Source organism: Paludisphaera borealis, from assembly GCF_001956985.1.
GTDB classification, from domain to species: Bacteria; Planctomycetota; Planctomycetia; order Isosphaerales; family Isosphaeraceae; genus Paludisphaera; species Paludisphaera borealis.
In genome coordinates, this window is sequence record NZ_CP019082.1 from 3,380,268 (window position 1) to 3,395,629 (window position 15,362).

General features: G+C 65.8%; 13 protein-coding genes. 8 read left to right on the forward strand and 5 right to left on the reverse strand.

The annotated features are described in order from the left end of the window. Positions 1 to 51: 51 nt before the first annotated feature. Positions 52 to 576 (reverse strand): hypothetical protein, encoded by a 525-nt coding sequence (locus BSF38_RS13075; RefSeq protein ID WP_076346248.1) that lies wholly within the window; start codon positions 574 to 576, stop codon positions 52 to 54. Positions 577 to 1,058: 482 nt separating this feature from the next. Between BSF38_RS13075 and BSF38_RS13080 the strand changes: the two genes are divergently transcribed. From BSF38_RS13080 to BSF38_RS13095, 4 genes are all read left to right on the forward strand, one after another. Next, the gene (locus tag BSF38_RS13080) at positions 1,059 to 2,444 is read left to right on the forward strand and encodes an MBL fold metallo-hydrolase RNA specificity domain-containing protein (RefSeq protein ID WP_076346250.1); all 1,386 of its coding nucleotides are present in this window, start codon (positions 1,059 to 1,061) and stop codon (positions 2,442 to 2,444) included. 143 nt (positions 2,445 to 2,587) lie between these two features. Beyond that, positions 2,588 to 4,960 carry a sigma-70 family RNA polymerase sigma factor gene (locus tag BSF38_RS13085; protein ID WP_076346252.1) on the forward strand — a complete coding sequence of 791 codons (2,373 nt, stop codon included), beginning with the start codon at positions 2,588 to 2,590 and terminating at the stop codon, positions 4,958 to 4,960. 80 nt (positions 4,961 to 5,040) lie between these two features. Beyond that, positions 5,041 to 5,697 (forward strand): hypothetical protein, encoded by a 657-nt coding sequence (locus tag BSF38_RS13090; RefSeq protein ID WP_076346254.1) that lies wholly within the window; start codon positions 5,041 to 5,043, stop codon positions 5,695 to 5,697. A 131-nt stretch (positions 5,698 to 5,828) separates the two neighbouring features. Then, a complete protein-coding gene (locus tag BSF38_RS13095) occupies positions 5,829 to 6,791 on the forward strand; it encodes a DUF1559 family PulG-like putative transporter (RefSeq protein ID WP_076346256.1) in 963 nt (320 codons plus the stop codon). 19 nt (positions 6,792 to 6,810) lie between these two features. On the opposite strand, the gene trpA is transcribed toward BSF38_RS13095, so the two are convergent. The 3 genes from trpA to BSF38_RS13110 all read right to left on the reverse strand — a co-directional run bounded on the left by trpA (position 6,811) and on the right by BSF38_RS13110 (position 9,694). After that, positions 6,811 to 7,638, reverse strand: a complete 828-nt coding sequence (gene trpA / locus BSF38_RS13100; RefSeq protein WP_076346258.1) for a tryptophan synthase subunit alpha — start codon at positions 7,636 to 7,638, stop codon at positions 6,811 to 6,813. A gap of 159 nt (positions 7,639 to 7,797) precedes the next feature. Then, positions 7,798 to 9,060, reverse strand: coding sequence for a tryptophan synthase subunit beta (gene trpB / locus BSF38_RS13105; protein WP_083713881.1), 1,263 nt, complete (start codon positions 9,058 to 9,060; stop codon positions 7,798 to 7,800). 190 nt (positions 9,061 to 9,250) lie between these two features. Then, complete coding sequence (locus BSF38_RS13110; protein WP_076346260.1) at positions 9,251 to 9,694, reverse strand: hypothetical protein; 444 nt, start codon at positions 9,692 to 9,694, stop codon at positions 9,251 to 9,253. Positions 9,695 to 9,945: 251 nt separating this feature from the next. Here BSF38_RS13110 and BSF38_RS13115 point away from each other — a divergent pair, with 251 nt between their 5' ends. The 3 genes from BSF38_RS13115 to BSF38_RS13125 all read left to right on the forward strand — a co-directional run bounded on the left by BSF38_RS13115 (position 9,946) and on the right by BSF38_RS13125 (position 12,641). After that, positions 9,946 to 11,346 (forward strand): c-type cytochrome, encoded by a 1,401-nt coding sequence (locus tag BSF38_RS13115; RefSeq protein ID WP_083712917.1) that lies wholly within the window; start codon positions 9,946 to 9,948, stop codon positions 11,344 to 11,346. Between the two features lie 107 nt (positions 11,347 to 11,453). Then, the gene (locus tag BSF38_RS13120; protein ID WP_145952108.1) at positions 11,454 to 11,750 is read left to right on the forward strand and encodes an FG-GAP repeat domain-containing protein; all 297 of its coding nucleotides are present in this window, start codon (positions 11,454 to 11,456) and stop codon (positions 11,748 to 11,750) included. A 78-nt stretch (positions 11,751 to 11,828) separates the two neighbouring features. Next, complete coding sequence (locus BSF38_RS13125) at positions 11,829 to 12,641, forward strand: FG-GAP-like repeat-containing protein (RefSeq protein WP_145952109.1); 813 nt, start codon at positions 11,829 to 11,831, stop codon at positions 12,639 to 12,641. Positions 12,642 to 12,818: 177 nt separating this feature from the next. On the opposite strand, the gene BSF38_RS13130 is transcribed toward BSF38_RS13125, so the two are convergent. Further along, positions 12,819 to 14,087, reverse strand: a complete 1,269-nt coding sequence (locus BSF38_RS13130) for a dipeptidase (protein ID WP_076346266.1) — start codon at positions 14,085 to 14,087, stop codon at positions 12,819 to 12,821. Positions 14,088 to 14,258: 171 nt separating this feature from the next. Between BSF38_RS13130 and BSF38_RS13135 the strand changes: the two genes are divergently transcribed. Further along, positions 14,259 to 14,735 (forward strand): hypothetical protein, encoded by a 477-nt coding sequence (locus tag BSF38_RS13135; RefSeq protein WP_076346268.1) that lies wholly within the window; start codon positions 14,259 to 14,261, stop codon positions 14,733 to 14,735. Positions 14,736 to 15,362: the final 627 nt, after the last annotated feature.

The window sequence follows — 15,362 nt, forward strand, 5'->3', positions numbered from 1 at the left end:
TTGCTTGCCCATGAATCGGGCGGCGTCTGGGGATCGGGAAGCGAGGACGGTTCAGGCCCAGAGCGGCTTGTCACCGATCTCGGTTTCGAGCTTCTCCCACTCCTTGCGGACCTGCGAGAGGCCGAAGGCGCACAACTCGAACTGGTCGCTGAGCCGCCGCAGGACCGGCCGATCGTCGGTCCGGGCGCTCAGGGTGCTCGCCAGGTAGTAGGAGCGTTTGCCCTGTTGCTGATAGTTGATCAGGCAGTCGGGCGATTGCTCGCCGCGAAGCTTGCCGAGCGCCTCGGGGTAGACGCCGGTCCAGAAGAGGGTGAAGTCGCCGACGTGGCGGTAGCACTCGCCGCGGCGCTCCAGGTCGGCCGCCGATTCGGCCTCGGCGACCATCTTCAAGACCTCGAACAGCGGGCGGCCCTGCTTGTCGCGAACCTGCCCGATCGGCTGGCTCGGCACGAACGCCGCCAGAAGATTGGAGACGTAGCCGACGAGCGACGGGTCGCCGACGCCGAGCTCCATCATGAACGTCGATTCCGTCAGCCCGCGAAACAGCCGGTGGAGGGGATGCGATTCGGAAATCATGCGTGATTTCTCCGAACGGGGGTGATCCTCACCCAACGAATGAAAGAAGGGATGGAGACGGTGGCTTCCGACCTTTCGATTACGACCGAACTATCAGAAAAACTCGAATGGGAGCCGCGAGCCCGCTATAGCAAATGATGCGCCTCGACCCGAAATCGATCAAGCAGGGTTGCGCCGAATCGTCGGAGAATGTGGATTCCGCCCAGACTAGAACGCGGCCCGTTGCGAAGAGTGACACCATGAATGCCCGCGCGGAGACGGCTTCGCGCTCAACCTTGATCGGAAGGCGGGTTCCTGTCATGATGAAATGGGGAGATGTTGCAGGCGCGTCGGTTTTTCGACGGAGCCCCGAGCGGCGCTCTCCGAGCAGCGGTCGTTTCCCGACGAACGCTCAAGAAGGGAACGCGAACAACGGCGATCGCGTAGTCGAGCCCGGTCCTGGGACCGTCTTGCCTCGGCGCGAGCGTCAGGAGGTTTTTGGGTTGCGAATCACGTTTCACGGAGCAACCCGGCAAGTCACGGGAAGCGCTCATCTCTTGGAGATCGGTCCCCATCGCATCTTGCTCGATTGTGGGTTGTTCGACTCGGATCGAATCGATCCGGCGAGTCCCAACCGCGTCCTCCCCTTCGACCCCCGCTCGCTCGACGCGGTGGTGGTCTCGCACGCCCACAACGACCACATCGGCCGGCTCCCCTATCTGGTGAAGGAAGGCTACGCCGGCCGGATCTTCACCACGCCGGCCACCGGCGACATCGCCAGCATCATGCTCCGCGACAGCGCCCGCATCCAGCGCGAAGACGTGCGGATGGCGCACATCCGGCATCCCCACATCGAGACGCCCGATCCCCTGTTCGACCTGCTCGACGTCGAGTGGTTGGTCGAGCGTCTGGAGCGGGTGCGGTACGAGGAGCCGCGCGAGATCGTCCCCGGGGTCACGCTCACCTACCACGACGCCGGCCACATCCTGGGCTCGGCGATCGTCCAGATCGACTACAAGGAGGACGGCCGCGACCGCCGGTTCGTCTTCACCGGCGACCTCGGCCGGCGCAACACGAGCCTGCTCCCCGACCCGGCCGTAGTCAAGAACATCGACATCCTGGTCTCCGAGAGCACCTACGGCAACCGCGAGCTTGAGCCCTACGAGCGGCTGATGAAGCAGCTCCACGCGATCGTCGCCCGGGCGATCCGGCTCCAGAGCAAGGTCGTGATCCCGGCGTTCAGCTTGGGGCGGACCCAGCGGATGGTCTATTGCCTGCAAGAGCTGTTCGCGACCCACAAGCTGCGGCCGATCCCGATCTACGTCGACAGCCCGCTCGCCAACCGACTCACCGAGGTCCATCGCGACCACCCCGAAGCCTACACCCCGCACGCCCGGGCCCTGATGGACAAGGACCCGCTCTACTTCGGGTCGAAGTACGTCGAGTTTTGCCAGACCTTCGACGACTCGCGCCGGCTCAACTACCAGCGCGGGCCGATGATCGTGATCTCGTCGTCCGGCATGTGCGAGGCCGGCCGCATCCGCCATCACCTCCGGCACGTCGTCTCCGACCCCGACAACGCCATCGTGATCGTCAGCTACCAGGCCGAGGACACCATGGGCCGGAAGATCTCCGAAGGAGTCGAGCGGCTCCAGATCCTCGACCACTGGTACGACCTGAACGCCGCCGTCTACGTCCTCGACGGCTTCTCCGGCCACGCCGACCGCAACGACCTCGCCTGGTGGTACGAACAGACCGGCGGCGAGATCGAACACGGCTTCCTCGTCCACGGCGACCCTGAAGCCATGGAAGCCCTCACCCCCGTCCTCCAGCCCTTCGTCAAAAACCCCGTCAAGCTCCCCGAGTTCCACGAAAGCTTCGAGGTCTGAGCACACGCCGAGAGCCGGCTCGGTCCACAACCTTGAGTACGTCCCAGCCCGGCTCAATGTCTTACATCTGTAATATGCCGTGACGATCCTCGGACGAGCGGGCACTACTTTCCGGAGACCCGATCCCAAGGAGATCGACGGACATGGCGGGCGGCCCAGCGGATCAGTTGCATCGACTGTTGAACATCGGGACGGCCGGGACGGCGTCGGACGGCGAGTTGCTGGACCGGTTCGTCGCGGGCCGCGACGAGGTCGCGGAAGCGGCCTTCGAGGAGCTGGTGAGCCGGCATGGGCCGTTGGTCCTGCGGGTCTGCCGGAGCGTCCTTCACGACGCGCACGACGCCGAGGACGCCTTCCAGGCCGTCTTCCTCGTACTGGCGAACCGGGCCGGTTCGGTCCGCGAGCGGGGGTCGGTCGCGAGCTGGCTGTTCGGCGTCGCGCACCGCGTGGCGATGCGCGGCAAGCGCCGGGCCGCGCGGAAGCGGGCGCTCGATCGGCTCGTCGCCGAACGGACGCCCGAGGGCTATCTTGCGGCGGTCGAAGATCCCGACTGGGAGATCCTCCATGAGGAGATCGCGGCGCTTCCCGAGCGGCTTCGCGCCCCCGTGGTGCTCTGCGGCCTGCAAGGGCTGACGTACGACGCGGCGGCGATGCGGCTCGGGGCGTCGGCCGTGGCGGTCCGAGGCCGACTGGCCCGGGCGCGCGAGAAGCTCAAGCGGCGGCTGACCCATCGCGGCGTTACGGTCTCGGCCGGCTTCCTCGTCGCCGGCTCGGTCCGTCAGGCGGAGGCGGCCGTGCCCCCGTCGCTCGTCCATTCCACCCTTCGCATCGCCCAGGGGTTCCTCGCCGGCGGCGAGGCCGCGGTCCTGGCGCGGGGAGTCTTGAATTCCATGTTTCTGAACCAACTCAAGATCGCGGCGATCCTGCTTTGCCTCGGCGCCTGGGGAGGACACCGCCTCTGGAGCGCAGGCGCCGCGGAAGAGCCGGCCCGGAAGTTCACGCAGGCTCCGAAGCCGAAGCAGCCCGAACCCCCGCCCCCCGCAGTCTACCGGCTGTCCGGCTCGGTGCGGGTCGAAGGGACCGGCGAGCCCGTGCCGGGGGCGCGGATCACCGTGATGCTTGAGGAAGCGGTCGAACGTCGCCCGGACCGGTTGCGCGAGGTCGCGTCGGGCGTGGACGGCCGTTTCGCTTTCAACCTGGAGCCCGGTCAGGCCAGGCTCTGGATGTTCCGCCCCCCGGTCGGCTACTGGTCGCCCGGCGGCAATATGACGTCTCAAGAGGCGTTCGTCCTCACGCGGTCTCATCCAGTCCACCAGAAAGACTACGTCGTGCGCCGGGGGACCGTCTGGTCGCTCGGCTTCCTCGGTACGGACGGCAAGCCGTTGAAGGGGGGCGTGTCCGCGTCGTACCAGAACGGCTTCGTCACGGCTGAGGCCGATCGAGCGGGCCGATTCCCCCTGACCCTTCCCGCCGAAGCAGGCGAAGCCATGGTCGTCGCGGGCGAGAATGCGACCCCACCAACTCCGAATAGAAAGCCGATTATGACGCCTCTCAAGTGGGCGGCGGGGTTCCGGCCCGACTTCGTGCGCAAGGTCGAGCGGGTCGAGAACGCTTATCGCCTTACGGACGATCACGATCGGACGGCGACGATCAACGATGCGCCCCAAACGCTTCCCGACGGTTCGGGCGGCCCGCTCCTGCGCGGTGGGGGAGGCCGAGTGGAACCGACGCTCGTCGACGGCAAGCTGATGGTCCGTTGCGTCTTCTCAGAGGCTGAGCCCGTGGCCCTCGGCGCAGCAGTCGGCCGGGTCGTCGATGGTGATGGGCGACCCATCGAGGGGGTCCGCGTCGGGCTCAGGGTACACATCGAGTCGGCGAGCGGGCTAAGCTCTTCATTAGGGCTCCTGCTACATAACGAACTCCAGGAGAAGACCGACCGCGACGGCCGGTTCCACATCAACGGCCTCTCGAACAAGAATGGCTCGGACAAGTCCAGGGGCTACTCATTGGCACTGTGGAAGAAAGGCCTCGCCAGTCAGGAGTCGCCGAAGTTCACCTTCCAACCAGGACCGGGCGATTCCCCTCACGAGCTTGCTCCCATCCGCATGGAGCCGGGCGTCTCCTTGAGCGGGATCGTGATCGATCCCGATGGGAAGCCGGTTGAAGGTGCCTGGGTGCGTCCGATCGACGGCTTCGCGATCGGGCAGTTGTTCACGAAGACGGACGCGTCCGGGAAATTCGTCCTCGGCGATCTGCCCAAGAGCTTCGTGAACCTCCAAGTCCAATACGGTTCGCTCGCGGCAAGGGCCGGGGCTGTTGCATCCGACGACGATGAGGGTCTCAAGATCCAGCTCCGTCCCGAGTCGGACTCGGCGAATCAGTCCTTCCAAGTAGCCCCCCCCCAGCACCCGGCAGCCCGGCCCCGCCTATGTAGTACGAAGACCGACGCAGATTTCTTCCGGTTGTGGGAAGCCTTTTTCAGTCGCGAGATCGATAATGCCTTGAAGCGACCTTGAGATCTGGAACCCCACGAGCAAGGTTCGGAGCGATCTTCATGGAGCACGAACTTTCCGCCGGCCCAAGCCCTGAATACAGAATGTTTCCGTGGCGCGCGACGGCCGTCCGGGGGCTCGGGTCGGTGAACCTGGGGCTCGGGGCGCTGGATCTCGGGCTGGCGGCGGTTTACGGCGTGTTGCGGGCGGGACAGTTTCCAAGCTCGGAGTTCAATCCGCAGGCCTTGTTCTTCTCGATGCTCGTGGAGGTCGGGAAATGCTGGCGGGCGCTCGAGCTCGATCCCTATCTCGGCGACCTGGCCGGGCAGGGGACGCTCATGCTGTTCAACCATCCGCCGTTCTATGACGCCTACATGGAAGCGATGCTCGCCCTCCACATGGGCCTGGCGTTCCTGCACCTCGGGCTGGGGGCGGGTCTGCGGCGACTCGATCGGCGAGCCCTGCGCGTCCAGGGCGCGCTGGCGACGGTTGGGATCGTGTTCGCCTGGCTGACCTTCCCGGCGCTCGGCGCGGCGGTCGCGTCCGTTCCCCTCGCGGGGGTGGCGGCGCTCACCTGGCCCCCGATCCGCGAGGCGGCCGATCAACCTTCGAAGGGGGTCAGCCGGTCGCTTCGAGCCATCGTGGCGACCTGGACGCTGGCCGTCGTCCTTATCCCGATCGCCTTGGTCCTCGTCGAAATCGGCATGATCCAGACCGGGATCTTCGTCCATCACTGGTACATAACGATATTTAACGCATAAGCGCCGCCGCGCCCTACAGTCGACGGACGCCAGGCACGCTCAATCGCTCCATTGACAAAAGTCGGACTCCCAATTACTCTTGTCAGAGAGCAGGGGGGGATTTGGGTCCGCTTGGCAACGAGGCGTCCGTCATGAACCGCACTTCGCAACCGGTCGGCGCGCGTGGTTTCACCCTGATCGAGCTGCTGGTGGTCATCGCGATCATCGGGTTGTTGATCGCGCTGTTGTTGCCGGCCGTGCAGTCGGCGCGCGAGGCGGCGAGGCGGGCTCAGTGCTCGAACAACCTCAAGCAGATCGCGCTGGCGATGCACCTCTACCACGAGACGTTGAACGTCCTCCCGCCCGGCTATTTCACCGTGGACGGCCCGCCCAACGTCGGCGAGATCGGCAACGGCTGGGCATGGGGATCGATGATCCTGGACCGCCTGGAGCAGCGACCGCTGTACAACTCCATCAATTTCAGCCTCCAGATCGCAGACTCCGGATCGCAGACCGCGCGCTCGGCCCAGCCCTCGGTTTTTCTCTGTCCCAGCGCGACCCGGAGCGGTCCGGCCTCGTTCCACTTCCCCAAAGCCGCGCCGCTTCTGCCGACGGATCTGTCGGCGTCGCAGTACATCGCCTGCGCCGGCTCGCATTTCGAGCAGGATTACAGTTTGGATCGCGGCAACGGCGTCTTGATTCGCAACCACGCGTTTGGTTTGCGCGACGTCCGCGATGGTTCGAGCATGACGCTCTTGATCGGGGAGCGGTCGAGGAACGTGGCTGACGGCACCTGGGTCGGCGTCGTCCCCAACGGGATCGTCGAGCAGGCGAGGCAATGCACCGACCCGAACTGGTCTTACCAGGTTTGCGGTGGGGCGTACGGGATGGTCCTGGCCTTCACCGACCTTCCCCTGAGCGAGCCGGCCCCGATCATCGGCCTGAATTCCCCGCGAGCGGGGGGCGACTCGTTCTGGGGGCTCCACCCGGGCGGCTGTAATTTCTCGTTCTGCGACGGCTCGGTGAGATTCATCAAGCAGACGATCAACCCCTACATCCTCTCGGCGCTCGCGACTCGTGACGGCGGAGAGGTGGTAGGGGGCGACCAGTTCTAGCAGAACGGGCGGCGAACGATCAGCTCGCCTTGGGTTCGAGCGCGGCGGCGAGTTCACCGACGAAGTCGCCGATCTCCTTGACGATCTCGGAGCGCGAGCGGTTGACGGCGTCGCCGAGGCGGCGGACCAGGGCGCTGCCGACGATCAGGCCGTCGGCGACGGGGGCGAGCTGGCGGACCTGGTCGGGGGCGCCGATGCCGAAGCCGATGCAGATCGGCAGGTCGGTCTGGGTCCGCAGCCAGGCCACGTTGTCCTTCAGGTCGGCCGGCAGAGCCTTGCGCTCGCCGGTGATGCCGGCCACCGAGACGTAGTAGATGAACCCGGTGGTGAGCCGGGCGATCTCGACGGCGCGGTCGCGGGGGGTGGTCGGGGTGATGAGCTGGATCAGCTTGAGGCCGCGAAGCGTCGCCTTCTCCTGGAGCGACTCCGACTCCTCGACCGGCAGGTCGGGGACGATCAGGCCGTCGAGGCCCGCCGTGGCGGCGTCGTTGAGGTAGCGCTCGACGCCCACCCGATGGATGATCGAGTACGAGACCATTGACACCATCGGCGTCTCGCGGACGGCGTCCGAGCCTTCGGCGCGGAGCGTGCGGAGGGTCTGGAAGACGTGCGACACCTTGATGCCGTGCTGGAGCGCCCGGTGGTAGCTGGCGGCGATGACCGGGCCGTCGGCGATGGGGTCGGAGTAGGGGATGCCGACCTCGATCAGGTTCGCGCCCCGGCCGACCAGCTCGTGGATCAGAACCGCCGTGGTGGCCAGGTCGGGGTCGCCGGCCGTGATGAACGGCATCAAGGCCCGTCGGCCCTCAGCCTTGAGGCGGGTGAATAGGGCGTCAATGCGGTTCATGGGGGAGTGGCTCTGAGAAGACGCAATAGGCATGCGAATGCCGTAAAATTCATGGGTGCCACGGGTTCCGTACCCGGACCCCGTGCTGGTCCAAACCTTGCGTACACGGGGTCCGGGTACGGAACCCGTGGCACCCAAAGAAGTTCGATGGGTCGAGGGTCAGGACATGGGCTCGCCGCGGAGCCGGGCGACCTCGTAGGCGTCCTTGTCGCCGCGTCCCGAGAGGCAGGCGATCAAGACCTTGCCGGGCCCCATCCGCCGGGCCTCCTTGAACGCCTGGGCCAGCGCGTGGCTCGATTCGAGGGCCGGCAGGATGCCCTCGCGGCGGGCGGTCTCCTGGTAGGCGGCGAGGGCCTCGGCGTCGGTGATGCTCTCGTAACGGACGCGGCCCTGGTCTTTCCAGTAGCTGTGCTCGGGGCCGACGCCCGGGTAGTCGAGGCCCGCCGAGATCGAGTGTACGTCCTGGGTCTGGCCGTCCTCGTCCTGCAAGACGTAGCTGAAACTGCCGTGGAGCACGCCGGGGCGTCCTTGCGTCAGGCTCGACGCGTGGTCGCCGGTCTTGAGCCCGCGTCCGCCGGCCTCGGCACCGATCAGCTCCACATCGGCGTCCTCGATGAACGGATAAAAGATGCCCGCGGCGTTCGAGCCGCCGCCGACGCAGGCGACGATGGCGTCGGGCAGGCGGTCGAGCTTCTCCAGGATCTGCTCGCGGGCCTCGCGGCCGATCACCGACTGGAAGTCGCGGACGATCATCGGGAACGGGTGCGGGCCGACGACGCTGCCGATCGTGTAGTGGGTCTCCTTCGACGACCCCATCCAGTCGCGCATCGCCTCGTTGGTGGCGTCGCGGAGGGTTCGCGAGCCGCTCGTCACGGGGACGACCGTGGCCCCCATCGTCCGCATGTTGAAGACGTTGAGCTTCTGCCGGCGGATGTCTTCCTCACCCATGTAGACCGTGCAAGTCAGGCCGAACAGGGCGCAGGCCGTGGCGGTCGCCACGCCGTGCTGCCCCGCGCCGGTCTCGGCGATCACACGGGTCTTGCCCATCCGCTTGGCCAGCATCACCTGGCCGATCGCGTTGTTGATCTTGTGCGCGCCGGTGTGGTTCAGGTCCTCGCGCTTGAGGTAGATGTCGGCCCCGCCCGCGAAGCTCGACAGCCGGTCGGCTCGATAAAGAGGCGACGGGCGGCCGACGTAGTCTTTCCAGTAGTAGTGCAACTCGGCCTGAAAGGCGGGGTCGGCCTTCACCTGCTCGTACGCCTCGGCGAGCTGGTTGAGCGCGTCCATCAGCGTCTCGGGGACGAACCGGCCGCCGAACACTCCGAACCGGCCCAGGCGGTCGGGCGCATGGTGAATCGCGTGGAAGGGGATGACGTCGGGTGACGACGCGTTCGGGGAGCCCGTCGAAGCAGGGTTGGACATCAGCGCGCGATCCTTCATCTTCAAGTCGAGGACGATCCGCATGCGACCTCGCGGGCGGCCCTGCGAGTCGGAGGGGACGAACATCTATTTTCGAAGGTTGTGGTCCAGCGGGTCAAGGGAGAACCCCTCTCGCCAGGACATCCCCCGCTCGCCGAAGGTTCGCAAACCGGCGGGCGCCGGCCGGTTTCCGTCAGATCTCCGACGTCGCTGGCTCGTCGGCGTCGACATCGACTTCGTCGCCGGGATAGAAGTCGAAGAACGCCTGGCCGGCGAGATAATCGGTCATCGCCTTGCGGACGGACCGCAATTGCTTGACGAACCGCGAATACTCGCGGACCAGTCGCTGGCGCTCGGCGTCGGGCATCTCAAGAATGTCGACGTAATACCGACGATGCCGGGTCTGATCGCGAAAGCTCCACAACCGCTTGATCTTCAGACCCGACTCGACGTCGTCGTATTCGAGCATCCGGGCGTACTGGCGGGCCTTCATCTTCTTGGCGTACTGGATCAGCTCGACGTCGGTCTCGAATCCGTCGATCCGGTCGATCCACGAGACGATTTGCTCGGTGCTCAACCGAGGCCCGTTCTCGGCGCAAAGCTCTTTCAGACTGGCGACGATCTCGGCAGGTCCCATGCGTGCTTCTCCCAACACGTCGCGGCCGGCTCGTCCTCGTCGTGAGGGAAATCCGGCTTGCGCATCGACCAATCCCGCGCACCTTCCATAAATCCGCTTGACAGGCCCATTCTAGCCACCCGCCCAAACCATGTCGATGGACCCGTGTACAATCTGTACATAATTCCGATGCGACTGTTTCCGATTGGCGACGCGCGACTATAAAATCGAAGACGAACCAACACCGCGCGGCCGAGGAGCGAGGCGTCACCATGCGACGGAGAATCAATCGGCAAAGCTTCCGCGTCGTCCTGGCCTTGCTCGGCGCCCTGGGTTGGACAGCTTGCCCCTCAGCCTCGGCCGGCGAGGCGCCGACACCGCCGAAGCCCGATCGCGAGGCCGTCGAGCGCGGCCGAAAGGCGCTGACGGAGCGCGGGTATCTCTATGCGGAATGGTCGGACGCCGCCTATCGGGGCGCGTCGAAGTACTGGGACGAGCCCGCGCCCGATCCCGAGAAAGACCCCGAGGGCTACGCGCGCGCGTTCGGCCGCCACTACGGGTTTCATCCCGCTCCCTATCCCAACGACGGCCTGCCGATGGGCCTAAAGCGGAGCGTCAAGCGCGACGGCGTGACCCGAGGCATGCAGGTCGACTGCATGGTCTGCCACGGCGGCTCGATCGGCGGCAAGAGCTACGTCGGGCTGCCGAACACGCAGATCGACTACGAGACCTTCTTCCTCGACATGTTCCGGGCCGACGGCCGCCGCATGCCGATCATCCCGTTCATCCTGGGGACGGCCCGGGGGACGACCAACGCCGGGATGATGTCCGTGGTCTTGCTCAGCTTCCGCAACTCCGACCTCTCGCGCCGGACGTTTCCCGTGCCGATGGGGTCGAACCTCCCCGAGCTGGACGCCCCGCCGTGGTGGGTCCTCAAGCGGAAGACGATGATGTACTACGACGGCCGCACGCCGGCCGCCTCGGCCCGGGCCAACATGCAGTTCCTGCTCGCCGAGAAGAGCCTCGCCGAGTTCCAGGAGCTGGAGCCGACGTTCCGCGACATCCAGGCGTACCTGATGAGCATCGAGCCGCCGAAGTACCCGTTCCCCATCGACGCCCCCCGAGCCGATCACGGACGGGTCGTCTTCGAGAAGTCCTGCGCGCGGTGCCACGGCACCTACGGCGAGACCGTTTCGTACCCCGGCAAGATCGTCCCTCTGGACGTCGTGGGGACCGACCCCGAGCGCATCCGAGGCATGGCCGACCGCGCCGTCGCCCACTACAACACGACCTGGTTCGCCGAGAAGCATCCCGTCCAGACCGACGAAGAAGACGGCTACCAGGCGCCGCCGCTCGACGGAATCTGGGCGAGCGCACCGTACCTCCACAACGGCTCGATCCCGACCCTGAACGCCTTGCTCGATTCGTCGACCCGCCCGAAGCGATTCACGCGCCCGCCGTCGACCGATTTCGAGCACTACGACTCACAAAGGGTCGGCTGGAAGTTCGAGGAGGTCGCCGAGCCGGCAACGACCAAGAAGCGGAACAGCTACGAGGCCCACTTCATTTACGACACCTCGCGGTACGGCCTCAACAACGGCGGCCACACGTTCGGCGACAAGCTCAGCAAGGACGACCGGGCCGACCTGATCGAGTACCTCAAGACGCTGTAGCGCGGTGCACGTGGGCGAGGGGCCGATTACAATAACGTCGTCCAAAGCCGCCGGGCGGCGAGGGGCCGTCCGGCCGCATCCACATTTCAACCTTCGAGGGATGAGCCATGACATTGACGTTGCTTTCAATGCTCCTGGTGGCCACCGGGCCTGGCGGCGGCTCCGCCGAGTTCCAACCTCCGGTCCGACTCAAGGCGGGCGACGTAGCGGTCCGGGTCGAAAGCCCGGGCTACGCGGCGCCTTGCTGGGCCGACATCGACGGCGATGGGAAGAAGGACCTTCTCGTCGGCCAGTTCAAAGGAGGAAAGATCCACGTTCACAAGAACCTCGGCGACGGCAAGCTCGCGCCATCCGAATGGCTGAAGGCCGAAGGCGCGGTGGCCGAAGTCCCCGGCGTGTGGTGATGCACCAGCTCGACTCCACAGTTTGTGGACCTCGACGGCGACGGACGTCGCGACATTCTCTCCGGATCGTATTCCCGCATGCAGAACGACATGGCGGGGCTGTTCCAGGTCCTGTACGGCAGGGAGGACGGGACGTTTCGTCGGGCGGAAGTCCTGAAGGGCACCGACGGCGAACCGCTCATCATCCCGCTCAAGGGCCGGCAGATGACCGAGAACATCTGCACTCGTCCCTTCGCCATCGACTGGGACGGCGACGGAAACCTCGATCTCGTGGTCGGCACCTTCGCCGGCACGTTCCACCTCTTCAAGGGGCAGGGCAAGGGCAAGTTCCCGCCGGAACCTGAAGAGATCAAGGTGGACGGTAAGCCTCTGAAGATCGACGGCTACCACAGCGACCCGTTCGTGGTCGACTGGGACGGCGACGGCGACCTCGACCTCATGAGCGGTTCGAGCGAGGGCGGCGTACAATGGGCCGAGAATCGCGCCGGGCCGAGCAAACCTCCGCGGCTCAAGCCCTTCCGATCGCTGATCGATCATGGCCCACGGCTCGATTACGGCCAGGTCTTGCGCGAGGCGGACCTCACGGGGCCTTCGGGCGACACGCGAATCTGGGTCGACGACGTCAATTCCGACGGCAAGCTCGACATCCTCGTCGGCGACATGACGCCGCTGATCTCCCCATCCGGTACGCTGACCGAGGCGGAGTTCAAGAAGAAATTCGCCGATTGGAACGCGTCGATCGGCGAGGCGGCCAAGGAGTTGAATGCCGCGGGCGCCGACCCGAAAAAGCAAAATGAGGCGCAGCAGCGTTACCAGAAGCTCTACGACCAGCGAAGCGATTTCATGAAGGAAGACAGGACGGGCTTCGTCTGGTTGTATCTGCGGAAATAAGCTCGCCTCCCTCGGAAGAACGTGAATTGGCCCCGACCAGACCTCTTTGGAGTGCGGAAGCTTGCTCCCGCCTGGACCGCGTGTCACGTGCGGCGGCGAGCCGCCGCACTCCACAACCTCGGCATGTGACCGGCCCCCAGAGGCCGGTCACAAATCGAATCACTTCCAGATCTCACCTCAATCGTCATGCGGCTTCTCGACCTTGACCTCGTCGACGGCCGGCGGGGTGGTCGCCTGGAGCGTCTTGGCGACGGCTTCGGCTTCGCGGAAGGCGCGGAGGACGTTGGCGCCGAGGATCTTGTGGACGTCGGTTTCGGAATAGTCGCGGCGGAGGAGTTCCTCGGTCAGCCGGGGGAAGCATGAGACGTCGTCGAGGCCCACGGGCCAGCTCTGGATGCCGTCGAAGTCGGAGCCGATGCCGACGTGGTCGATCCCCGCGACTTTCACCATGTGGTCGATGTGGTTCGCCACATCCTGGATCGTCCCGCGAATCTTGCCGTCGTCGGTCTTGAGCCATGCCTCGAAGGCCTTCGTTCGCTCGGCGCGGTCGGCGTGCTTCTTGCGGATCTCCTCATTGATCTTACGGACCTTCTCGGCATAGCCGGGGACGATGAAGCCCGAGTAGAAGTTGACCATGATCACGCCGCCGTTCGCCTTGACCGCTTTGAGGACGTCGTCGGGGACGTTGCGGGGCGAGGGGCAAATCGCGAAGGCGCTCGAATGGCTGGCGATAACCGGGGCCTTGGAGACGCGGAGGGCGTCGGCCATCGTCTCGGCCGAGACGTGCGAGATGTCGACCAGCATGCCGAGTCGGTTCATCTCGCCGACGATTGTCTCGCCGAACGGCGTCAGGCCGCCGTGCTTGTGCTCGCCGTTCGCGGCGTCGGCCCACGAGAGCGTCGTGTTGTGGGTCAACGTCATGTACCGCGCGCCGAGCTTGTAGAACGCACGCAGCTCGGCGAGGCTGTCGTCGATCGCCACGCCCCCCTCGATCCCGATCAGCGACGCGATCTTGCCGGCGCGAACGATCCGCTCGACGTCGGCGGCGGTGAGGGCGAGTTCCAGGTCGTTCGGGTGCTTCGCGACCAGGCGGTGGACCAGGTCGATCTGCTCGACGACCGTCTTGGTCGGGTGGGCGTGCTCGCTGGGGATGTAGACCGACCAGAACTGGGCCTTCACGCCCCCCTCGCGGAGTCTCGGGACGTCCGTCTGTCCGGTGTTCAGCCGCTTGGAGAGGTCAAATTTCGTCAGCGCGCTGTCGCCCTCGGTCCGGAGCAGCCAGGGAAGGTCGTTGTGGCCGTCGAACAGCATCCCCGAGGCGTGGACCGCGCGGGCGCGCTCCGAGACCGCCCCCGGCTCGTCGGCTCGCGACGCTCCTGCCAGCGTCAACGCCGAAGCCAGAACCGCGAGGATCATCGAAAGGCCAACCGCTTCCCGGTGCAACATCTGTCACTTCCTCCTTCGCGTTCGTCCCGGCCGTCGTGGTCTGCGAGGACACCCATTCTGCGAGCAAGCCAGCGTCGAAAACAACCAACGCCTCCTCGATTTCCTCGCCGAGATGCCGTAGCCTGGTCGGAAGGTGGATGCTCGATCTGGCCCGACCTGGGAGGCTCAAAAATGACTCCGCCGCTCTTGGACGCCGGGCGACGATCACCGGCGCGGGTCGTCGAGATCGAGGTCCCTGAAGAACCCCCTTCGTTCGCCTGCAACCTGGCCGCCGCGATCTTCAGCTTCGTCCTCCTGGCGGTGGTGGATGTTTTCTCATCCCAGTTCCTTATGGTGCTCTTCACCGCGTTCGAGGACGCCTGCCTCCTGATCCTCGAATTCCTTCCGTACGGCCCGATCGTGGACGCGGCCCTGGGTGCGATCGTGCTGACGTTGATCGCGGTCGCCTTGCAGCTCTTTCAGCGCTATTGGCGGTTCCCGAGCTGGCTCCCGCTCGCGCTGGCCTGGCCCACGGCCTGGATGCTGGTCGCGCCCTCGGCCCTCGAACACGGCGACTGGGCGTCGTGGCTCATCCTCGGGACTCTCGGCGCCGGCGTCTTCTGCTCCCATTGGCTCTGCATTCTGCTCGCCCAGGAAGCGTGGGATTGAGGGGCGACCCGGTCAAAGTGATTTGAGACCTGGTGACGACGGGCCACGCCCACTCCACGTAAGCTCCTTAACAGTCAAATTTTAGGGCTGGCATCACCCACCGCGCGACGGCCACGAACCAGGACAATGGGATCGGAGCCACGCACCGGGAGCGCCAATCGAGACGCGGCTGAGGGCCGGGGTGGTCGAGTCGGGCTGGAATCGGGTACACTGGCGGATCTTGAAAGCCGGCGGTGGTTCCGGCTGGGATTCTCGCTGGACCTCGTTCGGTCCAATTTCTCTTTCCGCAGACGAGGTGCCTCGTGCCGTTGCGTCCCCGCAAGAAGAGCTGGCGTCAGAGCAAGTTCGGTGTCTGCAAGAAGTGCGGTGGCGGCCTTCGTCGCCGCGCCACCCGCTGCAAGAAGTGCTCCGAAGCCCGCGGCTGAGCCTGCCGCCGGCCCATCAACGCGTCGCCGGACCATCAAAATCGGGGCGGATTCGGCGAACGGACCGCCGGATCGCATCGTATGATGTTCTTAGCGGCGCGTCGTCCTGCGCGGTCTTTCGGATTTTTCCGTCGAACCGCGCCCCCCGGCCGAAACGCGATTCCGGCGCCGGCGGCCCTTCAACTCAACGGGCCGAGACTTC